General features: G+C 65.7%; 26 protein-coding genes. 17 read left to right on the top strand and 9 right to left on the bottom strand.

The genetic code is table 11. The features are described from left to right. Positions 1-62: 62 nt before the first annotated feature. Both Q0105_RS05430 and Q0105_RS05435 read left to right on the top strand, forming a co-directional pair. The gene (locus tag Q0105_RS05430) at positions 63-1,664 is read left to right on the top strand and encodes a methyl-accepting chemotaxis protein (RefSeq protein WP_298209540.1); all 1,602 of its coding nucleotides are present in this window, start codon (positions 63-65) and stop codon (positions 1,662-1,664) included. A 115-nt stretch (positions 1,665-1,779) separates the two neighbouring features. Continuing rightward, positions 1,780-2,358: a hemerythrin domain-containing protein gene (locus Q0105_RS05435; RefSeq protein WP_298209543.1), complete on the top strand. Its 579-nt coding sequence runs from the start codon at positions 1,780-1,782 to the stop codon at positions 2,356-2,358. Between the two features lie 178 nt (positions 2,359-2,536). Here Q0105_RS05435 and Q0105_RS05440 read toward each other — a convergent pair whose 3' ends face one another. Further along, on the bottom strand, positions 2,537-3,640 hold the full coding sequence (locus Q0105_RS05440) for an alkene reductase (RefSeq protein ID WP_298209545.1): 1,104 nt from the start codon (positions 3,638-3,640) through the stop codon (positions 2,537-2,539). Between the two features lie 285 nt (positions 3,641-3,925). Between Q0105_RS05440 and Q0105_RS05445 the strand changes: the two genes are divergently transcribed. Next, on the top strand, positions 3,926-5,083 hold the full coding sequence (locus tag Q0105_RS05445; RefSeq protein ID WP_298209614.1) for a YbfB/YjiJ family MFS transporter: 1,158 nt from the start codon (positions 3,926-3,928) through the stop codon (positions 5,081-5,083). Positions 5,084-5,085: 2 nt separating this feature from the next. Here the strand turns inward: Q0105_RS05445 and gstA are convergent, their stop codons facing one another. The 4 genes from gstA to Q0105_RS05465 all read right to left on the bottom strand — a co-directional run bounded on the left by gstA (position 5,086) and on the right by Q0105_RS05465 (position 8,221). Then, positions 5,086-5,694 carry a glutathione transferase GstA gene (gstA, locus tag Q0105_RS05450; RefSeq protein WP_298209547.1) on the bottom strand — a complete coding sequence of 203 codons (609 nt, stop codon included), beginning with the start codon at positions 5,692-5,694 and terminating at the stop codon, positions 5,086-5,088. Positions 5,695-5,770: 76 nt separating this feature from the next. After that, positions 5,771-6,541, bottom strand: a complete 771-nt coding sequence (locus tag Q0105_RS05455; protein WP_298209549.1) for a class II aldolase/adducin family protein — start codon at positions 6,539-6,541, stop codon at positions 5,771-5,773. Positions 6,542-6,711: 170 nt separating this feature from the next. Beyond that, entirely contained in the window at positions 6,712-7,173 is a 462-nt protein-coding gene (locus tag Q0105_RS05460) for a carboxymuconolactone decarboxylase family protein (protein WP_298209551.1), read from the bottom strand. A 133-nt stretch (positions 7,174-7,306) separates the two neighbouring features. After that, on the bottom strand, positions 7,307-8,221 hold the full coding sequence (locus Q0105_RS05465; RefSeq protein ID WP_298209553.1) for an RNA polymerase sigma-70 factor: 915 nt from the start codon (positions 8,219-8,221) through the stop codon (positions 7,307-7,309). A 163-nt stretch (positions 8,222-8,384) separates the two neighbouring features. Here Q0105_RS05465 and Q0105_RS05470 point away from each other — a divergent pair, with 163 nt between their 5' ends. Next, a complete protein-coding gene (locus Q0105_RS05470) occupies positions 8,385-8,753 on the top strand; it encodes a VOC family protein (RefSeq protein ID WP_298209556.1) in 369 nt (122 codons plus the stop codon). A 69-nt stretch (positions 8,754-8,822) separates the two neighbouring features. Here the strand turns inward: Q0105_RS05470 and Q0105_RS05475 are convergent, their stop codons facing one another. The 4 genes from Q0105_RS05475 to Q0105_RS05490 all read right to left on the bottom strand — a co-directional run bounded on the left by Q0105_RS05475 (position 8,823) and on the right by Q0105_RS05490 (position 11,013). Beyond that, positions 8,823-9,080: a YkgJ family cysteine cluster protein gene (locus Q0105_RS05475; protein WP_298209558.1), complete on the bottom strand. Its 258-nt coding sequence runs from the start codon at positions 9,078-9,080 to the stop codon at positions 8,823-8,825. An 81-nt stretch (positions 9,081-9,161) separates the two neighbouring features. Next, on the bottom strand, positions 9,162-9,773 hold the full coding sequence (locus tag Q0105_RS05480) for an NAD(P)H-dependent oxidoreductase (protein WP_298209559.1): 612 nt from the start codon (positions 9,771-9,773) through the stop codon (positions 9,162-9,164). Positions 9,774-9,886: 113 nt separating this feature from the next. Then, the gene (locus Q0105_RS05485; protein WP_298209561.1) at positions 9,887-10,420 is read right to left on the bottom strand and encodes a DUF1772 domain-containing protein; all 534 of its coding nucleotides are present in this window, start codon (positions 10,418-10,420) and stop codon (positions 9,887-9,889) included. 56 nt (positions 10,421-10,476) lie between these two features. Beyond that, complete coding sequence (locus Q0105_RS05490) at positions 10,477-11,013, bottom strand: Crp/Fnr family transcriptional regulator (protein ID WP_298209563.1); 537 nt, start codon at positions 11,011-11,013, stop codon at positions 10,477-10,479. Positions 11,014-11,227: 214 nt separating this feature from the next. Between Q0105_RS05490 and mnmG the strand changes: the two genes are divergently transcribed. The 13 genes from mnmG to Q0105_RS05555 all read left to right on the top strand — a co-directional run bounded on the left by mnmG (position 11,228) and on the right by Q0105_RS05555 (position 23,215). Continuing rightward, positions 11,228-13,204 carry a tRNA uridine-5-carboxymethylaminomethyl(34) synthesis enzyme MnmG gene (gene mnmG / locus Q0105_RS05495; RefSeq protein WP_298209565.1) on the top strand — a complete coding sequence of 659 codons (1,977 nt, stop codon included), beginning with the start codon at positions 11,228-11,230 and terminating at the stop codon, positions 13,202-13,204. Further along, complete coding sequence (gene rsmG / locus Q0105_RS05500; protein WP_298209616.1) at positions 13,204-13,923, top strand: 16S rRNA (guanine(527)-N(7))-methyltransferase RsmG; 720 nt, start codon at positions 13,204-13,206, stop codon at positions 13,921-13,923. The genes mnmG and rsmG overlap by 1 nt, the downstream gene beginning before the upstream one ends. Before the next feature lie 22 nt (positions 13,924-13,945). After that, a complete protein-coding gene (locus Q0105_RS05505; RefSeq protein WP_298209567.1) occupies positions 13,946-14,479 on the top strand; it encodes a hypothetical protein in 534 nt (177 codons plus the stop codon). Between the two features lie 3 nt (positions 14,480-14,482). Continuing rightward, entirely contained in the window at positions 14,483-15,097 is a 615-nt protein-coding gene (locus Q0105_RS05510; RefSeq protein ID WP_298209569.1) for a LysE family transporter, read from the top strand. Positions 15,098-15,133: 36 nt separating this feature from the next. Next, positions 15,134-15,946, top strand: a complete 813-nt coding sequence (locus Q0105_RS05515) for a ParA family protein (protein ID WP_298209571.1) — start codon at positions 15,134-15,136, stop codon at positions 15,944-15,946. A gap of 34 nt (positions 15,947-15,980) precedes the next feature. Further along, positions 15,981-16,544 (top strand): alpha/beta hydrolase, encoded by a 564-nt coding sequence (locus Q0105_RS05520; RefSeq protein ID WP_298209573.1) that lies wholly within the window; start codon positions 15,981-15,983, stop codon positions 16,542-16,544. Next, on the top strand, positions 16,541-16,954 hold the full coding sequence (gene fosX, locus Q0105_RS05525; protein ID WP_298209574.1) for a FosX/FosE/FosI family fosfomycin resistance hydrolase: 414 nt from the start codon (positions 16,541-16,543) through the stop codon (positions 16,952-16,954). Before Q0105_RS05520 ends, fosX begins: the two co-directional genes overlap by 4 nt. A gap of 15 nt (positions 16,955-16,969) precedes the next feature. Beyond that, a complete protein-coding gene (locus Q0105_RS05530) occupies positions 16,970-17,893 on the top strand; it encodes a ParB/RepB/Spo0J family partition protein (RefSeq protein WP_298209576.1) in 924 nt (307 codons plus the stop codon). Positions 17,894-18,231: 338 nt separating this feature from the next. After that, complete coding sequence (locus Q0105_RS05535) at positions 18,232-18,978, top strand: class I SAM-dependent methyltransferase (protein WP_298209578.1); 747 nt, start codon at positions 18,232-18,234, stop codon at positions 18,976-18,978. 353 nt (positions 18,979-19,331) lie between these two features. Further along, positions 19,332-20,879: a hypothetical protein gene (locus tag Q0105_RS05540; RefSeq protein WP_298209580.1), complete on the top strand. Its 1,548-nt coding sequence runs from the start codon at positions 19,332-19,334 to the stop codon at positions 20,877-20,879. A 38-nt stretch (positions 20,880-20,917) separates the two neighbouring features. Further along, positions 20,918-21,331 (top strand): YcfL family protein, encoded by a 414-nt coding sequence (locus Q0105_RS05545; protein ID WP_298209582.1) that lies wholly within the window; start codon positions 20,918-20,920, stop codon positions 21,329-21,331. Between the two features lie 116 nt (positions 21,332-21,447). Continuing rightward, positions 21,448-22,065, top strand: a complete 618-nt coding sequence (gene lpoB / locus Q0105_RS05550) for a penicillin-binding protein activator LpoB (protein WP_298209584.1) — start codon at positions 21,448-21,450, stop codon at positions 22,063-22,065. A 193-nt stretch (positions 22,066-22,258) separates the two neighbouring features. Further along, a complete protein-coding gene (locus Q0105_RS05555) occupies positions 22,259-23,215 on the top strand; it encodes a hypothetical protein (protein ID WP_298209585.1) in 957 nt (318 codons plus the stop codon). The last annotated feature ends 6 nt before the right edge of the window (positions 23,216-23,221 follow it).

The raw sequence follows: 23,221 nt of genomic DNA on the forward strand, positions 1-23,221 counted from the left end.
GCAGGCGCCTGGGGCTTGGTGGCCGGCGGCGTGTACATACCCGATACGAAGGACGACAGATCATGAATCTCTTCTCGCTCATGCGGCAGTTCACCATACGCATGCGCATGCTGGGCGCCATTGCCGTGGTGCTGGGCCTGCTGGGGCTTTTGGGGGGTGCGGGCATGCTGGGCATGTTCCGCATCCACGACATGAGCCAGAACTTCATGGACAGCGCCTTCGTCAAGGTAAGCACCATGGCCGATCTGCACAGCGAGATGGGGTCCATCCGCCAGCACGAGAAGGACATGATCATTGCCTACGAAAAGCCCGAGGCCGTGAAGGCCGCGCACGCCAAGTGGCTCGCCAGCCACGACAAGGCCAAGAAGATCGCGGGCAAGTTCCTCACGGGCGATGAGGATGCCGACAACGTGGTGGTGCGCAACATCATCACCAAGCTCGACAGCTACAAGGATCTGTTCGCCCATGTGGCGCGCCAACTGGAGGCCAGCGGCTATGACACGGCCACCATTGCCAACCGCATGAGCGGCAAGGCCGTGGCCGAGTTCGATCTGGCCGACAAGCTCATGGGTGAGCTCGACGAGGTGCTGCGCAACGAAGTCACGCAGTCGGTCGCGCAGCAGGGCAAGGTGTCTGACCAGACCAAATGGCTCTTTGTGCTGGCCGTGCTGATCACGGTGGCGGTGGTGGTGCCCACCACGCTGCTGAACATGAACTCCATCTGCCGCCCGCTGGAAGATGCGCGCAAGATGGCGCAGGCGATTGCGGGTGGTGACCTGTCGCAGCACATCGCCGCCGAGGGCAAGGACGAAGTGGCCGACCTGCAGCGCGCGCTGCGCGACATGCAGCAGGGTCTGGGCGCACTGGTGGCGCAGGTGCGCGACGCCAGCGGCAACATCGCCACGGCCAGCCAGGAGATCGCCACCGGCAACCAGGACCTGTCGCAGCGCACCGAGCAAACGGCCAGCAACGCGCAGGAGGCCGTGTCCTCGCTGACGCAGCTCACTTCCACCGTGCAGCAGACCGCGTCGTCCTCGCAGATGGCGAACCAACTGGCGGCATCGGCCTCGCAGATGGCCACGCACGGCGGCGGCGTGGTGCAGCAGGCCGTGGCCAGCATGCACGAGATCTCGGCGTCAAGCCGCAAGATCGGCGACATCATCGGCCTGATCGACTCCATCGCCTTCCAGACCAACATCCTCGCGCTCAACGCCGCCGTGGAGGCCGCGCGGGCGGGCGAGCAGGGCCGGGGTTTTGCCGTGGTGGCCAGCGAAGTGCGCAACCTGGCCCAGCGCTCGGCGGCGGCGGCCAGCGACATCAAGGGCCTGATCCAGAGCAGTGTGACGGCGGTGGATGGCGGTGTGCGCAACGTGGAAGAAGCGGGCACGGCCATGAAGGACATCGTGAGCAGCGTGCAGCGCGTGGGTGACATCATTGGCGAGATCACCTCTGCCGCGTCCGAGCAGTCGGCTGGCATTGGCCAGGTGAACCAGTCGGTGGGCGAGATCGACCGCATGACGCAGCAGAACGCGGCGCTGGTGGAAGAGTCCGCCGCCGCCGCAGATTCGCTGCGTGAGCAGGCGGCGCGCCTGTCGCGGGTGGTGCAGCAGTTCCGGCTGGCCCAGGAAGCCTCCGGCCACGCACAGGCGCGGCTGACGCGCTGATGGTTGCCCCCGCCGGCTTGGCGGTTTTCATCTGCTCTTATTGACCTGCGTCATGGGCGCGCGGGGCGGCGCGTGGCACTCTTGGGCTCTGTCTGTCCAACCTGGGGAGCGCGCCATGTCGTCGATCAGTCTGCGAACCATCCGCGAGGAGCATGCATCGCTGGCCGCGGTGCTGCAATCGCTGCGTTTGATGCTGGACCAGGGGCCGGGCGACGAGCCCGCCGCGTTTTTTGACGTGGTGCGCGCCATGCTGTTCTATATCGACGAGTTTCCTGAGCGGCAGCACCACCCCAAAGAGTCGCAGTGGCTGTTTCCCAAGGTGGCTGAGCGCTCGCCCGAGGCTGCCGAAGCCATTTTTCAGTTGGAGCGCGACCACGCGGGCGGCGAGGCCGCCGTGCGCGAGCTGCAGCACCTGTTGCTGGGCTGGGAGCTGATGGGCAATGCGCGCCGCGATACCTTTGCGAAGGCGCTGGAGCGCTACATCCACTTTTACCTGGAGCACATGCGCGTGGAGGAAACCGTGGTGATCCCGGCCGCGCAGCGGTGCCTGGACGCAGACGACTGGGCTGCCATGGACGCGGCTTTTGCCGCCAACACCAATCCGCTGGCGCCTGGCAAGCCGCGCGACGTGGCCTATGACCGTTTGTTCACCCGCATCGTGATGCGGGCGCCCAGCCCGATTGGACTGGGGTGAGTTCCTGGCGTCACGTTGCACATTGTCTGAAAATAGAAAACCGTTCACGCTGAGCTTGTCGAAGCGTCGCGCACGGCTTCGACAAGCTCAGCCCGAACGGCATGAATGGGTTGAGGCAACTTCCCACTGAGGCGCGAACGCCCTCGCTGCGGGAGCACCAGGCAGTACACGGCTCTTTTCAGGCACCCAGCGCTGGATAGTCCGTATACCCCTCGGCCCCGCCCCCATACAGCGTGGCGCGGTTCAATTCGTTGAGCGGTGCGTTGGCTTTCAGGCGCGCCACCAGGTCGGGGTTGGCGATGAAGGGGCGGCCAAAGGCCACGATGTCGGCGCCTTGGGCGAGCGCGGCTTCGGCCAGCTCGCGGGTGTAGGCGTTGTTGACCATCCAGGCGCCTTGGCCCCCCGCTGCGCGGTAGGCGGCTTTGAACGCAGCGTAGTCGAACGGGCGGCCCTCTACCTCGCGCGGGCCGCCGGTGGCGCCTTCGATGATGTGCACATAGGCCAGGCCCAGTGCGCCCAGCTCGCGGGCCACGTAGTCAAACAGCGGCTCTGGGTCGGCGTCCACGATGTCGTTGGCGGGCGTGACGGGCGACAGGCGGATGCCGGTGCGGCCGCCGCCGATTTCCTCGGCGATGGCGCGGGTGACTTCGAGCAGCAAGCGGGCGCGGTTTTCGATGCTGCCGCCGTAGTCGTCGGTGCGCCGGTTGGCGCCGGTTTTGAGGAACTGGTCGATCAGGTAGCCGTTGGCGGCGTGGATCTCGACGCCGTCAAAGCCCGACGCGATGGCGTTGCGTGCGGCATGGCGGTAGTCCTGCACGATGCCGGGGATCTCCTCGGCGTCCAGCGCGCGGGGCTCGGAGGTTTCGGTGAACACCGGCACACCGTCTTTGATGAGCACCGTCTTGGTGTGCGCGCGGATGGCCGAGGGGGCCACCGGGTGGGCGTTGCCGGGCTGCAGGGCGGTGTGCGAGACGCGGCCCACATGCCACAGTTGCACCACGATCTTGCCGCCCGCCGCGTGCACGGCGTGGGTCACTTTTTTCCAGCCATCGAGCTGCTCGGTGCCGTACAGGCCGGGCACGTCGGCATAGCCCTGCGCCTGGGGGCTGATGGCCGTGGCCTCGGAGATGATGAGGCCGGCGCTGGCGCGCTGCGCGTAGTAGGTGGCCACGAGGTCGGTGGGGATGGCCTCGGGCGAACGGTTGCGGGTGAGCGGTGCCATGGCGATGCGGTTGGCCAACTGGAGGTCGCCCGCGCGGACAGGTTCGAACAAAGAGGTCATGGGGAGATCCTGAAAGAGTTCTTGGAACAACAACAACAACAAGGGCCACAAAGGCAGCCACAAAGCTTACTGCTGCAGCGCAAGACGTGCAGCACACTGGCGTCAACAAAGGCTCCGGTTTTGTGTTAACCGAGGGCCTTGGCGGCGGTCTTGCACCCGATGTGCGGCATTGCATGAGAATGGGTCGCCATGCCAGTGCCACCATCTTCCTTCGCATCCATCGCGCCCTCGGCGCCGTCCCTGCTGTCACCCCTGCGCAGCCTGTGGCTGGCGGTGGCTTTGTCGATGGGGGCTGCCATCTCGCTGGGCATTACGCGTTTTGCCTATGCCTTGCTGTTGCCGCCCATGCGCGAAGACCTGGCCTGGTCGTACACGCTGGCGGGGGCCATGAACACGGTGAACGCGCTGGGCTATCTGCTGGGTGCGCTGGCCACGCCGTTGTTGCTGCGGCGCATGGCGCCGGGCGCCGTGCTGGTGGCGGGCGCGGTGATGGCCACGGTGTTCATGGCGCTCAGCGGGTTTTTTACACAGGCGGTGCCGCTGCTGGCTCAGCGCCTGCTGGCCGGTGGGGCCAGTGCGCTGGTGTTTGTGGCCGGGGGCTTGCTGGCCGCGCGGCTGGGGGCGCAGGTGCCGGGGCGCAGCGGCTTGCTGCTGGGGCTGTACTACGGGGGCACGGGCTGGGGCATCAGCCTGTCGGCTTTGCTGGTGCCCGCCGTGCTGGCGGTGGCCCCCGCGCCGCACAGTTGGACCTGGGCCTGGTGGGCGCTGGCAGCGGCTTGCGCGCTGGCCTCGGTGGCGTTGCTGTGGCCAGCGCGGGTTTTGAATGGTTTGGGTGCGGCGCTGGCGGCGCCAGCGGCGGCCGGTGCTGCCCCTGCAGCGGCCCCACCCGAGCGTGTGCGCTGGCGGGCGCTGGCCCCGGCGCTGCTGGGCTATGGTTTGTTTGGCGTGGGTTATATCGGCTACATGACCTTTGTGGTGGCGCTGCTGCGCGAGCAGGGCCGGGGTGGGGGCGAGGTGACGCTGTTCTATGCCTTGCTGGGGCTGGCCGTGGTGCTGTCGTCGCGCATCTGGGCGGGGTTGCTGGACCGCAGCCGGGGCGGCGAGGCGCTGGCGCGGCTCAATGCGCTGCTGGGCGTGGCCACCATCCTGCCCGCGCTCACAGGGGCCTGGCCGGTGGTGCTGGCCTCGGGCCTGCTGTTTGGCGGGGTGTTTTTGTCGGTGGTGGCCTCCACCACGGCCCTGGTGCGCCACAACCTGCCGCAGGCGCTGTGGGCCAGTGGCATCAGCGCGTTCACCATCGTGTTTGCAGCCGGGCAGATCGTGGGGCCCACGGTGGTGGGCTGGATCGCCGACGGCCCTGGGGGCCTGGCACGCGGGCTGGTGTTCTCAGCCTGCGCGCTGTGGCTGGGGGCGCTGGTGGCGTGGCGCCAGCGCCCGCTGTAGCGTTACTTGAGCAAACCTTCGGCCTTCATCGCCGCCTGTACGGCGGGGCGGGCGCCCACACGTTCGCGGTAGGCGACGAGGTGGTCCAAGCCGGAGAGGTCCACATGGGTGAGCTTGGCCCAGTTGGTCACGGTGAACAGGTAGCCGTCGGCCACGGTGAACTGGTCGCCCATCAGGTACTGCTTGCCTGCCAGTTGCCCGTCCACCCATTGCAGGCGCTTGCGCAGGTTGTCGCGGGCCATCGTTTTGGTTTCTTCGGGCGAGGCGGGGTTGAACAGGGGGCTGAAGCCCTTGTGCACCTCGGTGCCGATGAAGGTCAGCCACTCTTGCAGTCGGTAGCGTGCCATGGTGCCGTTGGCGGGCGCCAGTTGTTTGTCGGGCACCTGGTCGGCGATGTACTGCACGATGGCCGGGCCTTCGCGCAGGCGTTCGCCGTTGGGAAGCTCCAGCACCGGCACGTAGCCCAGCGGGTTGATGGTGTAGAAGTCGGTGCCGTCCTGCAGCTTGTGGCTCTTGGTGCTGGCGAGCACGGGGGTGTAGGCCAGGCCCGCTTCGTTCAGGGCGATGTGGGGCGAGAGGGAACAGGCGCCGGGGGAGTAGTAGAGCTTCATGGATCGGTCCTTGAAAACAACGTCGGAGCTGCCGATGCTATTCGCCGCGCCGGTTTTGTGCAGGCGTCGGGGTGTTTTAGCTGTCGTACCCTGGCAGGTCGCGTTGCGCCTTGCGCAGCAGCGCGGGCCAGGCAAACGCGCCACCCAGTCCACCGGTCTGCACACGCATGGCTTGGGCCACGCCGCTCACGATCTGCGGGTTCACGGCAATCAGCTCGCCACCGGCCTGCGCGTCGATCTGGATGCGGCAGGTGTTCTCGAAGGTGTACATCGACAAAAACGCATCGGCAATGGTTTTGCCCACCGTGAGCAGCCCGTGGTTGCGCAGCATGAGGAAGTTGGCCTCGCCCAGGTCGGCCTGCAGGCGCGGCTTTTCTTCGTCGCGGAAGGCCACGCCTTCGTATTCGTGGTACGCCAGCGAGGCGAGCACGAAGGTGCTTTGCTGGCTGAGGGGCAACACACCGCCCTTTTGTGCGCTTACGGCCACACCAGCGCGTGTGTGGGTGTGCAGCACACAGCCCGCCTCGGGCCGGGCCTCGTGCACCGCGCTGTGGATCACAAAGCCCGCCGGGTTCACGGGGAAGGGCGATTCGTGCAGCTTGTTGCACTGCATGTCCACTTTGATGAGGCTCGACGCCGTGATCTCGTCGAACATCAGGCCGTAGGGGTTGATGAGGAACTGGTGCTCGGGCCCCGATACCGATTCGGGCAGCTTGGCGCTGATGTGGGTAAAGACCAGGTCGCTCCAGCCATACAGCGCCACGAGCCGGTAGCAGGCGGCCAGGTCGCAGCGCAGCTGCCATTCTTCGGGGCTGACGCTGCCTTGCAGGGAGGGGATGGTGAGCATGGGGGTGTCTCCGTTGTAGTGGGTGTGGGAGGCACCACTGTAGGCCGCTGCCGCGCGGGGCACTGTCAGGCAGGCTACACAGGCGGGTTGTAGCTTGAATTTGATTTGCTATAAAAACAATAGCTGCTAGCGCTTGATAGATAAGCGGTAGCGGCCATTTTTGCTTGAAATTACACGGCCGGAGTCTCAGGAATCGGCGTGCGCATGCCCGCGTTGACCAGGTTCCAGGCATTGATCGCCGCAATCGCAAAGCTCAGCTCGGAGATTTCGGCTTCGGTGAATGCTGCCTGCAGCTGGGCAAACTCTTCGTCGCTGGCGTCGCTGTGGGGCGTGGCGGTGATGATCTCGGCCCAGCGCAGGGCTGCGCGCTCGCGGTCGCTGAAGAACGGCGCTTCGCGCCAGCCAGCCACTGCGTTCAGATGGCGCGGCTCCATGCCGTCCTTGATGAGGTAGTTCCAGTGCATGTCCATGCAGTAGGCGCAGCCGTTGATCTGCGAGACGCGCAAGAACACCAGCTCGGCCAGGCGCGTGCCCAGCGGGCCTTTTTTTATGGTCTCGGACAGGCTCACCAAGCCCATGAAGGCTTTGGAAGACAGCTGGTGGTAGGGGAGGCGGGCGGTGTGTTGAGGCATGGAAAGCTCCTGGGCGAAGGGATGGACGACAACAGGGTCGTGAACGGGGTCTGCAAGGCGATGCGAGCCCGCAGCCGCCTTCCATGTCCTTCAAGACGCGCCACCGCGTCGCGTTGTGACAGATGGAGCCGATCTATTCGCCAATCGACACGCTGCCGTCCAGCATGGCCGGAATGCCCACCAGCTTGTCCGGATTGCGCACCGCATAGATCGCCACGATCCGTTCGCCATCCGTCACAAAAGCCTGGGCCGACTCGATGCGCCCGTTCATATAACGCAGAAGCCCCGGCTCTCCGTTGATGAGCGCCATGCGATAGACCACCTGCGCACCCAGGCGCCGGAACAGCGCCCAGTACAGGTTGGCGATGCGAAACGGCCCCACCAGCGGCTTGGGGAACGAGGGCACCTTGCCGCCACCGTCGCCAATGAGCTGCGCGTCTTCGCTCAGCAGCGCCTCGATGGCGCTGCGGTCGCCGCTGTGGGCGGCCCGCATGAAGCGCTGCAGCAACTGGTGGTGTACCTTGTGCGGCACCTCAAAACGCGTGCGCGCCTGCTGCACCCGCTCGCTGGCGCGATGCACCATCTGGCGGCAGGCGGCCTCGGTTTTGCCGAGCTGCGCGGCGATTTCGGGATAGTCGTAGTCAAACACCTGGCGCAGCAAAAACGCCGCGCGCTCCTCGGGCCCCAGGCGCTCCAGCACGTACATAAAAGCCACCGACAGCTCCCCCGCCAGCTCGGCAGCCGACTCGGGGGTGTGCGCGTCGTGCAGCTCCACCAGCGGCTCGGGCAGCCACCAGCCCACATAGGCCTCACGCTCGGCCTTGAGTGCCCGCAGCCGGTCGATGGACAGGCGCGTGACCACCGTCACCAGCCAGGCCTCGGCCGACTGCAGCACGCTGGCGTCGGTGCGGCTCCAGCGCAGCCAGGCGTCCTGCAGCACATCCTCGGCATCGGCGCGCACACCCAGCATGCGGTAGGCAATGCCAAAGAGGCGCGGGCGCAGGGTGGGGAAGGGGTCGGTGGCTGTGGGGGATGGGTTAAGCGTCATGGCGGTGGGAGTCTTCCGGTTGGGTGCAAGACCAAGACGTGGGGGACCACCGGTTTGTGACAGTAGCGCTTTGGCACTTGGTTTTATTTATACATGGCTTCGGTTCTGCGCGAGAATTAATTTCCCGTGCGGACTTTCATTTCCCAACCCCCAGGAGAACCATATGGCCCATGTATTGAATTGGTTCGAGATACCCGTGACCGATTTCGCCCGCGCCAAGACCTTCTATGAGACGGTGCTGGGCATCACCATTGCGCCGATGGCCATGGGGCCCATCACCATGGGCATGTTGTCGACCGATCCAGATGCCGTGGGTGGTGCCATCGTGCACGGTGAGGGCGGGGCGCCTTCGCAGAGCGGGACCTTGGTGTACCTGAATGGTGGGGACGACTTGGCCCCCATGCTCGCGCGGGCGGAGCAGGCGGGCGGGCGGGTGGCAGTGCCCAAGACAGAGATTGGCAACGACTTCGGCTTTTTTGCCCACTTTGTGGACACCGAGGGGAACAAGGTCGGGCTGCACTCGATGAAGTAGCAGGCAGCGGCTGCCAGCCAGAGGCGTACCGCATTGGGCTGCTTCCGGAGGGGCGGGGGTGCCTGTGGTTCAGTCCGGTTGCGTCAGCCATTCCAGCCGCCCCAGATACAGGGTGGCCTCTTTCGCGCTCTCCCCACACATCTCCATCGACGGCATCAGCCCGCCGCACACCGCTGGCCGCTCTGGCTGCCCAAAGATGCGGCAGCGTGCGTCGTCCCCCAATTGAATGCAGCGCACCCCTGCAGGCTTACCCTGCGGCATGCCGGGGATGGGCGAGCTGATGGAGGGGGCGGTGCAGCAGGCGCCGCAGCCGGGGCGGCATTGCATGGGGGATAGTCACTATCTTTTGTATAGCTGCTCCCGCTTGTTGGATAAGCGGTAGAGCCTGTTTTGATTAAATATGCCTGATCACTGGCCTGTGGCGCCGTTGCCGTGCAAGCGGCTGGACGCCCACAGCACCTGGTCCACCACGGCGCGCACGCGGTCGCGGTGGGCTTGCTGCGCCAGGGCGCCGGTGTCGTCAAACGCGCTGCCGGCCGAGCCCAGCGCAAAGGCCTTGGGGGCCAGCCAGCATTCGGCGTTGATGAGCAGCGGGGCCAGGTGGCTTTGCGAGCGCAGGCCGCCCAGGGCGCCGGGCGAGGCGCTGAGCATGCCCACCACCTTGCCACGAAAGCTCTTGCCGCCGTCTTGCCAGTCGGGGTTGCCCTTGACGGGGCTGGAGGCCCAGTCGATGGTGTTCTTGAGCAGGGCGGTGTAGCTGCCGTTGTACTCGGGTGAGCAGATGACCCAGGCGGGGTGCTGCCACAAAATCTCTTTGAGCCGTATCACATCGGCTGGTGTGCCCTGGGCTTCGAGGTCGGCGTTGTAGAGCGGAATGTCGAAGTCCGACAGCTCCAGCAGCGTGACCGTGGCGCCTGCATCGCGTGCGATGGCGGCGGTGGCGTGGGCCAGTTTGCGGTTGAAGGATTGCTGGCGGGTGCTGCCTGCGAAGATGAGGAGGTTGGGGGTGGTGTTGGGCATGGTGCCTGCGATTGGAGCACAGGCGGGCGGCAGGAATCCTGCAAGCGGGGAGCGTGGTGCGGTTTTTTGGTTCTGTGCTGCGCGGGGGACGGCGGCGGCCAGCGTTGCCCACGTCAGCCCGGCATGCGGCGACCGGCCAGGCGCCCCACCAGCGTGCCCAGCGCCGCAGCAAAACACCCCAGGCTGAGCCAGGCCCGCCACAGGTTGGCGGCATTCCACTGGTCGCGCACCTGGGCCCAGTCGGCGGGCAGGGCCTGGGGGTTCCAGGCTTCGGTGGTGTAGTTCAGGGGCAGGTTGACCTGCTGGGTAAAGAACACGATGCCCAGCAGGTAGGCCGCACCGACCAGGGCCAGCAGGCGCCACCACAGGCTGCGGCGTTCACGCCAAGCCGTGCCTATGGCCAGCGCACACCACAAGGGCGGGCCAAAGAACAGACCAAAGAACAGGGCGTGCCGCACGTTGCGGTTGAAGGCCGACTGCACGGTGGCGTAGGTGGCGCCGTCCATCTGCAGCAGGGCCAGGTTGACGTTGGCGCTGTAGGTGCCGAAGAACCCGGCCATGAGGCCCAGCCACAACACGGCAAGGGTGTGGGGCAGGAGGGAGAGGTGCTGGGGCGGTGTGTTGTGGGCGTGTGGGTGGATGGTCATGGGCGGGACTGGTAGGAGCGATGCCCGCACTCTGCCGAAGGCCCGTGCCCCCCGCCTTATCCTTTGATAAGCCCCATCTCGCTGCGCAGGCGCGACAACGACACATCGGTCACGCCGAGGTACGAGGCCAGGTGCTTGAGGGCGATGCGCTCGGCCCATTGCGGGTGTTGCTCCAGCAAGCGGGTGTAGCGCTGGCGGGCGCTGAGCTGCAGAAATTCCTGCTCGCGCTGCATCTTGCCGTCGAGGAGCGCGCCGAGCACCCGGTGCTCCAGCGCGGCCCAGGGTGCCCAGCCCGCGCTGGGCAGCGGCTCACCTGGATCGACGGGGAGGGGCAGGGCCCACACCACGCTGTCTTCCAATGGTTCCACGTGAAACATCACCGGCTGCTGGCGCAGTGTGGGGGTGATGGGCCAGCACAGGGCGCCGTCCAGAAAGAAGTTCTTGTTGGACTCGGCCCCGTCGCGGTCCAGGTAGTACAGCCGCAGCGCGCCGCGCTCCACCCACCACAGGTGCCGCCAGTGTTCGCCCGCCCGCAGCAGGGGCTGGCCGCGCTCCAGCAAGCGCCGTTCGGCGCGCGCCCACCAAGTCTCCATAGCCGGAGGCGGAGCGCCAAGCAAGTCGGTCAGGAAGAGGGTGAGGGGGCTGGAAACAGACACGGCCTGCGCAAAGTGGGAAAATCGCGGGTTGCCTGCTGGGGCGCCAAGTGCGCCCACCTCCAGCAGGGCCGGTGTGCGGCGCCTTTGACAGGGTGCCCGCGCGCACCGGGTGTTTTGATTATCGGGCCCGCCAGGCCCCGGAGTGTTCCCCATGTTGTACCCCCAGGAATTTGATGTGATCGTTGTCGGCGGTGGCCATGCAGGCACCGAGGCCGCGCTGGCCGCTGCGCGGATGGGCAGCAAAACGCTGCTGCTGACCCACAACATCGAGACGCTGGGGCAGATGAGCTGCAACCCCAGCATTGGCGGCATCGGCAAGGGCCATCTGGTGAAAGAGGTGGATGCGCTGGGTGGCGCCATGGCGCTGGCCACGGACGAGGGCGGCATCCAGTTTCGCATTCTCAACAGCTCCAAGGGCCCGGCCGTGCGCGCCACGCGGGCGCAGGCCGACCGCATTCTGTACAAGGCCGCTATCCGCCGCATGCTGGAGAACCAGCCCAACCTGTGGCTGTTCCAGCAGGCGGTGGACGACCTGATGGTGGAGGGCGACCGCGTGGTGGGCGCCGTCACGCAGGTGGGCATTCGTTTCCGGTCTCGCACCGTGGTGCTGACGGCGGGCACTTTTCTCGACGGCAAGATCCATGTGGGCCTGAACAACTACGCGGCAGGCCGGGCAGGGGACCCGCCTGCAGTGTCGCTGTCGGCGCGCCTTAAGGAGCTGCAACTGCCGCAGGGCCGCCTGAAAACCGGCACGCCACCCCGGCTGGACGGGCGCAGCATCGACTTCTCCAAATGCACAGAGCAGCCCGGCGACGGCATGCCCGGTGGCGTGAACGAGGGCACCGTGCCCGTGTTCAGCTTCATGGGCCATGCGGCCATGCACCCGCGCCAGATGCCTTGCTGGATCACCCACACCAACGAACGCACGCACGAGATCATCCGCAGCGGCTTTGACCGCAGCCCCATGTTCACCGGCAAGATCGAGGGCGTGGGCCCGCGCTATTGCCCCAGTGTGGAAGACAAGATCAACCGCTTTGCCGACAAGGACAGCCACCAGATCTTCCTGGAGCCCGAGGGCCTGACCACACACGAGTTCTACCCCAACGGCATCAGCACCAGCCTGCCGTTCGACATCCAGTACGACCTGGTGCGCAGCATGCCGGGGCTGGAGAACGCCCACATCCTGCGCCCCGGCTACGCCATCGAATACGACTACTTTGACCCCCGCTCGCTGAAAAGCAGCTTCGAGACGCGCCAGATCCAGGGCCTGTTTTTTGCCGGGCAGATCAACGGCACCACCGGCTACGAAGAGGCAGCGGCCCAGGGTTTGTTTGCCGGCATCAACGCCGCGCTGCAATGCCGGGGCGATGCGCCCTGGCTGCCGGGCCGCGATGAGGCCTACCTGGGTGTGTTGGTGGACGACCTCATCACCAAGGGCGTGACCGAGCCCTACCGCATGTTCACCAGCCGGGCCGAGTTTCGCCTGCAACTGCGCGAGGACAACGCCGACATGCGCCTGACCGAAGCCGGGCGCCGCATGGGCCTGGTGGACGATGCCCGCTGGGACGCATTCAGCCGCAAACGTGATGCAGTTTCACGTGAAACAGAGCGACTGAAAGCCACCTGGGTGAACCCGCGCAGCCTGCCCGCCGCCGAGTCCGAGCGTGTGCTGGGCAAGAGCATCGAGCATGAATACAACCTGTTCGAGCTACTGCGCCGACCGGATGTGGGCTACACCAACCTGATGTCCATGGATGGTGGCAAGTACGCATCCAGCGATGTTTCACGTGAAACCCTGGGCGACCTGAGCGCGCCCGTGCTGGAGCAGGTAGAGATTGCCGCCAAGTACGCGGGCTACATTGACCGCCAGAAGGACGAGGTGGAGCGTGCCGCGCATTTCGAGAAACTCCGCTTGCCGCCCGATCTGGACTATATGCAAGTCACGGCCCTGAGCATCGAGGCCCGCCAGGTGCTCAGCCGCCACCGCCCCGAAACCTTGGGCCACGCCTCACGCATCACAGGCATCACCCCGGCGGCGATCTCGCTGCTGATGGTGCATTTGAAGAAGGGCGGGTTCAAGGAGTTCACCACCGTGCCCGCCAAGGCAGAAGGTGAAGTGGCGGCATGATGACCCTGGCAGTGAACAACAACGGCAACGACACGCTGCGCCAGCAGTTGCAGGCGGGCGCAGAAGCCCTGGCCCTGGGGCTGAGCGAAACCCAGGTCACCCAGTTGATGGACTTCCTGGCCCTGCTGCAAAAGTGGAACAAGGTCTACAACCTGACGGCCGTGCGTGACCCGCAGGAGATGATGACGCACCATCTGCTCGACAGCTTGGCGGCCGTGGCGCCGCTGCGCCGGCATGTGGCGGCCTTGGCGGGTGAGGGCAGGGCGGCTGTGCGCCTGCTGGATGTGGGCTCGGGCGGTGGCCTGCCCGGTGTGGTGTTTGCCATCTGCTGCCCGGATGTGGATGTGAGCTGCGTGGACACGGTGGGCAAAAAGGCCGCGTTCATTCAGCAAGCAGCGGTGGCCCTGAAGCTGCGCAACCTGCACGGCGTGCATGCACGGGTCGAGACGCTGACCACGCCGTTCGACATCATCAGCTGCCGTGCTTTTGCCTCGTTGCCTGACTTCGTCACCTGGTCGCGCAGCGCGCTGGCCGCCCCCCATGGCGTGTGGCTGGCGATGAAGGGCAAACACCCCGACGATGAGATCGCCGCCCTGCCTGTGGGTGTGCAGGTGTTTCACGTGGAACAACTCACCGTGCCCGGCCTCGACGCCGAGCGCTGCATCATCTGGATGCATTGTCGGAGCGCGCAGATGGCCGATTACACTCATCCCTCCTAAGTCCAAGGATGGGGCGCGCACCATGCTGAAAAAGTTCTTCAACGGTTTTGTGTTTGGATCGGGTTTTTTTGTCGCTGTAGGACTTCTGGGTTGGCTCTTGGCCTCAGCGCTGATAACACCGCCCATTGGCTCTGACGGTAAGACGATTTACTTTGGCTCATCTCTGCCAGGTGCGCCTGGGGCCACGAATGAAGTGCGCACCGAGCTACTACCCTCGCTGCATGATCTACCGCTTGAAAAGCAAATTGAGCGTGCCACCGTCATTGTTGTCACGCGCTTCGAAGACGCGACAGATGGGCGCAAAAAAGCAGTCATTGCAGAAATTTTGAAACATGCACCAGGGACGCGATTTCAATACGCGGTTGGAGATGAATATCCTTCTGCGAGCTACTACCCAAGAGACAATGTGATCCGTGGTGATGGCACGGTTGTTTTCTTTGAGGGAGCTTCGGCCGATATGCGGTACTCGGTTTCTGTTCAGGGCGAACGAGTCAGTGGATTGGGAGATATTCCCATGAAGTTGTTTCGAGAAAAGTGCAACCAATCAAAGGGGTGACCCATGTTCGGCATCGCAGACTACGGCGCCTTTGTCGCCGCCATTGTGTTGTTCCTGCTCATTCCAGGCCCCGGCAATCTGGCGCTCATCACCTCCACCAGCAAGGGCGGCGTGCGCGGCGGCATGGCGGCCACCCTGGGTGTGATCGCGGGCGACCAGGTGCTGATGTGGGCGGCGGTGGCCGGTGTGGCGGCCTTGCTGGCCACCTACCCCACGGCCTTCCATGCGGTGCAGTGGCTGGGCGCGGCCTACCTGGCCTGGCTGGGGTTCAAGATGCTCACGGCCAAGCCTGGCGCGCAACCCATTCTGAACATTGAGCCGCGCCACTATTTCAAGCAGGCGGGGCTGATCACCTTGCTCAACCCCAAGGCCATCGTGTTCTACATGGCGTTCTTCCCGCTGTTTGTGGACCCGGCCCGCCACCAGGGGCTGCTGACCTTTGGCGTGATGGCGGCCACCGTGGCGGCGCTGACTTTCATCTACGGCCTGGTCGCCGTGCTGCTCACGCACCACCTGGCCGAGCGCATGCGTGCCAACCCGCGCATCAGCCGCGTGCTGGAGAAGGTGGCGGGCGTCTTCCTCGTCGGCTTTGGCATCAAGCTGGCCATCTCCAATTAAAACAACGACAACAACAACACGGACTGCTGCATCCTCATGGCCAAAATCTTTTGCGTTGCCAACCAGAAGGGTGGCGTTGGCAAAACCACCACCACTGTCAACCTCGCCGCCGGGCTGGCCAAGATCGGCCAGCGTGTGCTGATGGTGGACCTGGATCCCCAGGGCAATGCCACCATGGGCTCGGGCGTGGACAAGCGCAGCCTGGATCTGACGGTGTATGACGTGCTGCTCGAATCCGCCTCGGTCAAAGAGGCGGCCGTGCTGTCGGACAAATGTGGTTACTGGGTGCTGGGCGCCAACCGCGAGCTGGCGGGTGCCGAGGTGGAGCTGGTGGCGCTGGAGCACCGCGAAAAGCGCCTGAAAGCCGCGCTGGCCGAGGCCGATGGCGACTTCGACTTCGTGCTCATCGACTGCCCGCCGTCGCTCTCCATGCTCACGCTCAACGGCCTGTGCAGCGCGCACGGCGTGATCGTGCCCATGCAGTGCGAATACTTCGCGCTCGAGGGGCTGACCGACCTGGTCAACACCATCAAGCAGGTGCATGCCAACCTCAACGCCGACCTGCAGATCATCGGCCTGCTGCGTGTGATGTTCGACCCGCGCATCACGCTGCAGCAACAGGTCAGCGACCAGCTCAAGGGCCACTTTGGCGACAAGGTGTTCAACAGCGTGATCCCGCGCAACGTGCGCCTGGCCGAGGCGCCCAGCTACGGGCTGCCGGGTGTGGTGTTCGACCCATCGGCCAAGGGCAGCCAGGCTTTTGTTGAATTCGCGCAGGAGATGGTCGAGCGGGTGCATACCATGCCTGCGGCAGCGTCTTCCATGGCAAAAATGGCACCTAGCGCTTGATGGATAAGCGCTAACAGCTATCAAATTAGTAGCAATGAAGGCTTCCAACATCCTGCTGCTGCCCGGTTGGCAGAACTCCGGCCCCGGCCACTGGCAAAGCCTGTGGGAGGTCCGCCACGCCTACCACCGCGTGGAGCAGCACGACTGGATGCGCCCGCTGCGCGGCGACTGGTCGGCCCGGCTGGAAGAAACCGTGGTCGACGCCGACGGCCCCGTGGTGCTGGCGGCGCACAGTCTGGGCTGCATCCTTACCGCCTGGTGGGCAGCGCACTCGCCCAACGCCCACCGTGTGGTGGGCGCGCTGCTGGTGGCCCCCGGCGACGTGGAGCAGCCCGACCTGGCCGCGCAGATCCACGGCTGGGCACCCATCGCCCACCAGCCGCTGCCGTTCCCGGCCCTGCTGGTGGGCAGCCGCAACGATCCGTATTGCCGCTTCGAACGGGCCCAGGGCTTTGCCCAGGCCTGGGGCGCGCGTTTTACCGACCTTGGCGACCGGGGGCACATCAATGCCGAATCGGGGCTGGGGGATTGGGATGAGGGGCATGGCTGGTTGATGCAGATAGTCGCCCAAGGCGCTGACGTCCCTGCTCAACCATGACCGTGCGCGGCATCAGCCACATCACCTTCATCGTGCGCGACCTGGAGCGCGCGGCGCGGTTCTTCTGCGAGGGGTTGGGTGCGCGTGAGGTGTATGACAGCGCCGCGCAGGCGTTCTCGCTCTCGCCGGAGAAGTTTTTCGTGCTCGGCGGCGTCTGGATTGCCGCCATGCAAGGGGAGCCTCCGGCTGAGCGCAGCTACCGCCACACCGCCTTTGCCGTGGATGCCGACGATCTGGCGCATTACGCCGAGCGCCTTGAACGCATTGGAGCCGACGTGCGTGCACCACGCCCGCGCGTGGAGGGCGAGGGCCAGTCGCTGTACTTCTACGATTTTGACAACCACCTGTTCGAGCTGCACACCGGCACGCTCGACGAGCGGCTGGCGCGCTACGCGCAGCCTGCCACCTGAGAAAGCAAGCACACCATGGTCACCAAAAAACCCAAGGGCCTCGGCCGCGGCCTCGAAGCCTTGCTCGGCCCCAAGGTCGCAGAAAAAGTGGAACAGGCCCAGGCCACCGAGGCCGGGCTGCCCAGCAGCCTGCCGCTGGCCGAACTGGTGCCCGGCGTGTACCAGCCGCGCACGCGCATGGACGAGGGCGCGCTGTACGAGCTGGCCGAATCCATCAAGGTCCAGGGCATCATGCAGCCCATCCTGGTGCGCCGCCTCACGGGTGGCGAGCATGCGGGCAAGTACGAAATCATCGCGGGTGAGCGGCGCTTTCGGGCCTCGCGCCTGGCGGGGCTGGCCGAGGTGCCGGTGCTGGTGCGCGACGTGCCCGATGAGTCGGCCGCCGCCATGGCGCTCATCGAGAACATCCAGCGCGAAGACCTGAACCCGCTCGAAGAAGCCCAGGGCCTGCAGCGCCTGGTGCGCGAGTTCGGCCTTACGCACGAACTGGCCGCCCAGGCCGTGGGCCGCTCGCGCAGTGCCGCCAGCAACCTGCTGCGCCTCTTGAACCTGGCTGAGCCCGTGCAGACCATGCTGATGGCGGGCGACATCGACATGGGCCATGCGCGTGCGTTGCTGGCGCTGGACCGGGCCGCACAGATCACGGCGGGCAACCAGATCGCTGCCAAGAAAATGTCGGTGCGCGAGGCCGAGGCCCTGGTCAAGAAGATCGGCGCCGAGTTCAGCCTGGTGCCCCAAAAGCCCAAGAAGGAAAAGTCGCGCGACTTGAAGCGGGTGGAAGAAGAGCTCTCCGACCTGCTCATGGCCGAGGTCGAGGTGCGCGTGAAAAAACGCGTCAAGCGCCACGGCCGTGTGGAAGACATGGGCGAGCTGGCGATCCAGTTCGGATCGCTCGAAGCGCTCAACGGTTTGATCGAACGTTTGCGCGGCGGAGGCTGAACGCCGGGCGAGAGGGCAGGGCAGCCGCCGTGCCTGTGGGCCCCCTCGCGGCCCAATGCGTGAAATAGCGCACACAAGCCGTTTCCACGGGTAACTTACGCAGGCAAAATGCATCTGCGCGGGGCCTACACTGCGCTGCGTTCAACACACCCGGGTTGACCGCAAGGCCTCTCCAGTGCAGCAACGCTGCCCTGTGGTCCATGAAGGTTTGCCGGGTGATCCGTCCACCCTCTGGAGCCTGCCCCATGAGTCCTTCGCGCTGCGTTTTGACCTTCGTCAATTTGTCGCCTGGCCTGTGCGACTTGCGTGGCCTGCTCAACCGCTGAGATGTCGATGACATGATGACCGCTTTGCGCATGCCCTGGCCCCTGCCCGCGCTGATGGCGTGGGCCTGCGCATGGCTGATTTTTGTGGCGCTGCAGCGTGCGGTGCCACCGGTGGCCGCCTTGCTGGTGGCGTGCCTGGTGGGCACGGCAGCCAGCGTGCTGGGGGGCAGCTGGTGGCGGCGCGGGCTGATCGCGGCGGGCTTCCCCTTGTCGCTGGCGCTGCTCGGCGCGGCCAGCCTGCCCACTTGGGCATGGCTGGTGCCCTTGTCGCTGCTGTTGCTGGTTTACCCCCTCAATGCCTGGCGCGATGCGCCGCTGTTCCCTACGCCGCGCCACGCGCTGCAGGCCCTGGCCGTGCAGGCGCCGCTGCCGCTGGGCGCGCGGGTGCTTGATGCCGGTTGTGGCCTGGGTGATGGCCTGAAAGCGCTGCGCCACGCTTACCCCGTCGCGCAACTGGAAGGGCTGGAATGGAGCTGGCCGCTGCGCCTGCTGTGCGCCCTGCGGTGCCCCTGGGCGCGGGTGCGGCGTGCTGACATGTGGAAGGCCGACTGGAGCCCCTACCACATGGTTTATTTGTTCCAGCGCCCCGAAAGCATGGCCCGCGCCGCCGCCAAGGCCCAGGCCGAACTCGCGCCGGGCGCCTGGCTGGTGAGCCTGGAGTTCGCGGTTCCGGGCGTGCTGCCCAGCGCGCAATTGCGCGCGCCGGGCGGGCGGATCGTGTGGCTCTACCGCATGCCGCTCGATAGCGCGGAGAACTGACATGCGCAGCCCTGTACACGCATGCGCACGGTGTCATTCATGCATGGGAACCCATGCGCGCGGTTACAGAAAAGATACAAGCTTTTGCTACATTGCGGCTTGGCTACAAACCCATACAAAACAACCAAGAAACTCACAGCCACAGGGGGCTGCAAGCCGCACGCACAAGCGCCGGGAGGGGGCGCACGTGTTGCCAACGCCTTCCTTGACCGGCCTTCTCGTCCTGCAGACAGCAGCCAGGGCATCCGTGGCGTACGCATTCACTGCCGTGCGCCCATGGTGCACAGCCATTGCGCGCAAGAGCATCGCCGGGGTTTTCTGGTGCGTAACCGATTGAGCTGCAAGGAGCATCCATGACCACCACCCCAACGTCCGTCTTCCGCCCGCGCCTGCTGGGCGCGCTGGCGCTGAGCGCCGCCCTGACCGGCTGCGCCACCATGCAAAGCCACGACAAGCTGGCCACCGACATGCAGAGCGCCGGGCGCAGCGGCGGCATCCCCGCTGCCATCGCGCAACTCGAAGGCACGGCCAAGACCGAAGAAGAGAAGACGGCCCTGCTGTACAACATGGAACGCGGCGAGCTGCTGCGCATGGACCGCCGCTACCCCGACAGCACCAACGCCTTCCTGCTGGCCGACAACCGGGTCAAGGAATGGGAAGAGACGGCCAAGGCCAATCCATCCAAACTCATGGGCACCGTGGGCGCCGCGCTGATCAGCGAGCGCCTGAAGACCTATGAGGGCCAGGACTACGAAAAAGTGTGGGTGACCACGCGCCTGGCGCTCAACCGCATGGCCGTGGGCGATTTCGAAAACGCCCGCGTGGACATCAAGCGCACGCACGAGCGCGAGGCCATCATTGCCGAGTTCCGCGCCAAGGAAACCCTGGCGGCGGAAGAAGAAGCCAAGTCCAAGGGCGCCACGTCGGGTGGCAAAGAGCTCAACGGCTACCCCGTCGAAACCCTCAACGACCCCGAGGTGCTGGCCCTCAAGAACGGCTACCAGAACGCCCTCTCCCACTACCTGGCCGGTTTCCTGTACGAAATGCTCAACGAGCCCGGCCTGGCTGCGCCTGGCTACCGCAAGGCCATCGAACTCAAGCCCGAAACCGGCGTGCTCGAAGAAGGCCTGCGCGGCCTCGATACCCGCTCGGGCTTCACCTGGAAGCGCCGCCAGCGCATGACCGACGTGCTCTTCATCGTCGAAGCCGGTGACGCCCCCGCGCGCAAGCCCAAGGCCTTCACCATCCCCGTGCCCACAAGCAGCGGCGTGGTCACGGCCAGCCTTTCCTACCCCGTGATCGAGCCCTCCAGGGATGCGCTGCTGACCACCGTCTCCGCCGCTGGCTCCCATCTCAAGCTCGAAAAGGTGGTGGACGTGAACGTGATGGCGCGCCGCGCGCTCAAGGACGAAATGCCTGGCATGGTGACGCGCAGCATCACCCGCGCCGTGGCCAAGGGCGTGCTGCAGAACGAGCTGCAAAAACGCGGCGGCCTGATCGGCGGCCTGATTGGTGCGGCGGCTTCGGTGGCCACCGAGCAGACCGATGACCGCATGTGGCGCATGCTGCCCGGACGCGTGTATGTGGCCCGTGGCTATCTGCCGCCCGGCGAGCATGTGGTCAGCGTGAACGGCCGCGCACTGCCCCAGCCCATCAAGATCGACGGCCAATATGCCCTGGTGCCGCTGCGCATGTATGACAACAGCGTGCTGATCGGTGACGTGGCCATGCTGGGCCAATTGCCCGCGGTTGCACCCGTGGTCGCGGCGCCTGCAGCGCCAGAGCCCGCCGCAGCGCCAGCGCCTGCACGCAGTACCACCGCCACCAACCGCAGCCGCACCGTTCCCAAGTCCGTGGTCAAGCCCACGTCGGCCACGCCTGCGGCGGCCGCCAAGAACTGAGTCGGCCCTTTTTTGACGATTTCCAAGGAGTCTTTGGCATGCGTACCCGTTTTTCCCCTCTGACCATCCCCGCCGTGGCGTGTGCGGCCCTGATGACGCTGGCCGCCTGTGCCGGCGCAGGTGCCCAGACGCACGACCCGGCCACGCCACTGGCCGTGGCCGCCAAGGTCGCCCTGCGCGGCGAAGCCAACAGCATCGCCGTGCGCGAGATGCGCATCGTGCGCAAGAACGACATCCTGGTGGTGCAGGCCGACATGTCCAACATGGGCCGCACCGACCGCACCGTGTTCTACCGCTTCAAGTGGCTGGACAACGTGGGCAACCAGGTGGGCGACGGCGAGTCCTGGAAGCAGATGACCGTGCTCGGCCTGGGCCAGCAGACCGTCAAGAGCGTGGCGCCCACCAGCGCTGCGGTCGACCTGCGCCTGGAAATGAACGTAGAGCCGCGCTGAAGCGCTGCCATTGCTTCGTAGAGAAAACCCATCCGTTCACGCTGAGCCTGCCGGAGCGCTCAGCCCGAACAGTTCTAACTGATCCGAACGCGAACCCGCATCAGGAGTTGAAAACCATGACCACCAAGAACCGCATCCAGCGCAGCGCGCTCATCCTGGCCTTTGCCGCCAGCACCCTGGCCCTCACGGCCTGCCAGAACCTGTCCTCGCCCACCGTGCGTTTTGACCGCCAGGTCAACTACGGCGACGCCAAGGCCGTCGAGCTGGTGACCAACGAGTTCGGCTCCACTGACCTGCAGATGATTGCCGAGAAGATGACCGGCGGCCTGCTGGAAACCGGCATCTTCCAGGGCCGCCCCACGGTGACGATCTCCACCGTGAAGAACAAGACCAGCGAGTACATCGACACCACCAACGTGATGAGCTCGATCCAGACCGCGCTGGTCAAGTCGGGCAAGGTGCGCTTCGTGCGCTCCATCAACGAAATGCAGCAGGGCGTGGATGAGCTGCAGCGCCAAAACCAGAGCGGCCTGTACAAGCAGGGCACCACCGCCAAGGTCGGCCAGATGACCGCCGCCAAGTACACCATGGAGGGCGAGCTGACCAGCATCGTCAAGCAGAACAACGCGACCAAGGACGTGTACTACAAGTTCACGCTCAAGCTGTTTGACGTGCAGGAAGGCACGATCGAATGGCAGGACGAAAAAGAGATTCGCAAGACGAGTAAGAGGTAACCCCCTGAGCGGCTGCGCCGCTTCCCCCTTTCTCTCGCGCTGCGCGCGGGAAGGGGGACGCCGCCAGTGCGGCGGGGCGGCCCTTGCACGGCGGCCGCTGGCTTGGGCCGCGCCAGTTTCGAAGGATGTAGGGGCGAAGGCGCACATCGCTCGATGAATTCATGACTTTCCGTTAGCTCACAAGGAGCATCACATGCAACGCAGAACCACTCTCCACACGGCCCTGGCCGTGATCGCGGCCACCACCCTGGCCTGGGGCGCCACCGCCCAGGCACAGCAGCCGGGCGCGGCGCCCAAGATCGCCGTGACCGACCTGGCCTACGCGCAGCGCGTGTCCGAGTACTTCATGGCGGGCACCTACCAGCGCAGCAGCCAGATGAGCGCGGGCGGCAGCGCCAGCGGCGGCTACAGCCATGGCCCCTACGGCGGTTCGGGCTCGCACTCGGGCAGCCACAACATGCAGGCGTCCGAGCAGGCCAGCGGCACCTACGTGGCGGGCCGCTACAGCTACATCGAGCAGCGCGAGTTGGGTGGCTACACCAACGACATCAAGGGCGCCATCCTGCAGGGCACCTACTTCCGCCTGATCCAGGGCAAGGGCTTTGACGCGGGCAAGCCCCAGGCCAGCAAGGCCGAGCAGGTGCTTAACCAGGTGCAGGGCGGCAAGATGGCCACGCCCCAGGCGCAGCCCCAGGTGGCCGACGTGATCAGCCGCATCAAGAAGGGCGAGTTCAACGGCGCCGACTACGTGCTGTTCGGCGTGGTGTCGAGCATCGACTTCACCGACGCGCTCTCGCCCCTGCAGGGCACCACCAGCGCCACGCGCCAGTACGGCCTGCAACTGCTCACCGATTTCTCGCTCATCAACACCAAGACCTACGAGATCAAGGCCGCGTTCTCCGCCCAGGGCGAAGGCAACGACACCAAGATCCTGTCGATCCGTGGCGACATCGCCCCCCCCAACCGCGCCAAGGTGATGCGCGAGACCTCGTTGTCGCTCGCGCAAGACGTGTACCAGCAGTTGGCGATGCAACTGGGCTACAGCGATGCCAACCTGGCGCGCGGCGTGCGCCCCCCGGCGGTGTACCAGCAAGGCGGCCAGCCCATGCCGCAGCCCCAGCAGCCTGAGCAGGTGCTGATCCTCAAGTAAGAAGCG

Origin of the sequence: Acidovorax sp. (genome assembly GCF_027492855.1) — a bacterium.
Taxonomy (GTDB): Bacteria; Pseudomonadota; Gammaproteobacteria; order Burkholderiales; family Burkholderiaceae_C; genus Acidovorax.

Bases quoted from the DNA above. Each gene is read 5' to 3' on its own strand.
- Q0105_RS05430 (WP_298209540.1), top strand. From the start codon at position 63: ATGAATCTCTTCTCGCTCATGCGGCAGTTCACCATACGCATGCGCATG.
- mnmG (WP_298209565.1), top strand. From the start codon at position 11,228: ATGTTGTACCCCCAGGAATTTGATGTGATCGTTGTCGGCGGTGGCCAT.
- Q0105_RS05530 (WP_298209576.1), top strand. From the start codon at position 16,970: ATGGTCACCAAAAAACCCAAGGGCCTCGGCCGCGGCCTCGAAGCCTTG.
- gstA (WP_298209547.1), bottom strand. From the start codon at position 5,694: ATGAAGCTCTACTACTCCCCCGGCGCCTGTTCCCTCTCGCCCCACATC.
- Q0105_RS05465 (WP_298209553.1), bottom strand. From the start codon at position 8,221: ATGACGCTTAACCCATCCCCCACAGCCACCGACCCCTTCCCCACCCTG.
- fosX (WP_298209574.1), top strand. From the start codon at position 16,541: ATGACCGTGCGCGGCATCAGCCACATCACCTTCATCGTGCGCGACCTG.
- Q0105_RS05535 (WP_298209578.1), top strand. From the start codon at position 18,232: ATGATGACCGCTTTGCGCATGCCCTGGCCCCTGCCCGCGCTGATGGCG.
- Q0105_RS05435 (WP_298209543.1), top strand. From the start codon at position 1,780: ATGTCGTCGATCAGTCTGCGAACCATCCGCGAGGAGCATGCATCGCTG.
- Q0105_RS05520 (WP_298209573.1), top strand. From the start codon at position 15,981: ATGAAGGCTTCCAACATCCTGCTGCTGCCCGGTTGGCAGAACTCCGGC.
- Q0105_RS05470 (WP_298209556.1), top strand. From the start codon at position 8,385: ATGGCCCATGTATTGAATTGGTTCGAGATACCCGTGACCGATTTCGCC.
- Q0105_RS05485 (WP_298209561.1), bottom strand. From the start codon at position 10,420: ATGACCATCCACCCACACGCCCACAACACACCGCCCCAGCACCTCTCC.
- Q0105_RS05515 (WP_298209571.1), top strand. From the start codon at position 15,134: ATGGCCAAAATCTTTTGCGTTGCCAACCAGAAGGGTGGCGTTGGCAAA.
- Q0105_RS05445 (WP_298209614.1), top strand. From the start codon at position 3,926: ATGGGGGCTGCCATCTCGCTGGGCATTACGCGTTTTGCCTATGCCTTG.
- Q0105_RS05475 (WP_298209558.1), bottom strand. From the start codon at position 9,080: ATGCAATGCCGCCCCGGCTGCGGCGCCTGCTGCACCGCCCCCTCCATC.
- Q0105_RS05505 (WP_298209567.1), top strand. From the start codon at position 13,946: ATGCTGAAAAAGTTCTTCAACGGTTTTGTGTTTGGATCGGGTTTTTTT.
- lpoB (WP_298209584.1), top strand. From the start codon at position 21,448: ATGACCACCAAGAACCGCATCCAGCGCAGCGCGCTCATCCTGGCCTTT.
- Q0105_RS05455 (WP_298209549.1), bottom strand. From the start codon at position 6,541: ATGCTCACCATCCCCTCCCTGCAAGGCAGCGTCAGCCCCGAAGAATGG.
- Q0105_RS05460 (WP_298209551.1), bottom strand. From the start codon at position 7,173: ATGCCTCAACACACCGCCCGCCTCCCCTACCACCAGCTGTCTTCCAAA.
- rsmG (WP_298209616.1), top strand. From the start codon at position 13,204: ATGACCCTGGCAGTGAACAACAACGGCAACGACACGCTGCGCCAGCAG.
- Q0105_RS05440 (WP_298209545.1), bottom strand. From the start codon at position 3,640: ATGACCTCTTTGTTCGAACCTGTCCGCGCGGGCGACCTCCAGTTGGCC.
- Q0105_RS05490 (WP_298209563.1), bottom strand. From the start codon at position 11,013: ATGGAGACTTGGTGGGCGCGCGCCGAACGGCGCTTGCTGGAGCGCGGC.
- Q0105_RS05545 (WP_298209582.1), top strand. From the start codon at position 20,918: ATGCGTACCCGTTTTTCCCCTCTGACCATCCCCGCCGTGGCGTGTGCG.
- Q0105_RS05510 (WP_298209569.1), top strand. From the start codon at position 14,483: ATGTTCGGCATCGCAGACTACGGCGCCTTTGTCGCCGCCATTGTGTTG.
- Q0105_RS05555 (WP_298209585.1), top strand. From the start codon at position 22,259: ATGCAACGCAGAACCACTCTCCACACGGCCCTGGCCGTGATCGCGGCC.
- Q0105_RS05540 (WP_298209580.1), top strand. From the start codon at position 19,332: ATGACCACCACCCCAACGTCCGTCTTCCGCCCGCGCCTGCTGGGCGCG.
- Q0105_RS05480 (WP_298209559.1), bottom strand. From the start codon at position 9,773: ATGCCCAACACCACCCCCAACCTCCTCATCTTCGCAGGCAGCACCCGC.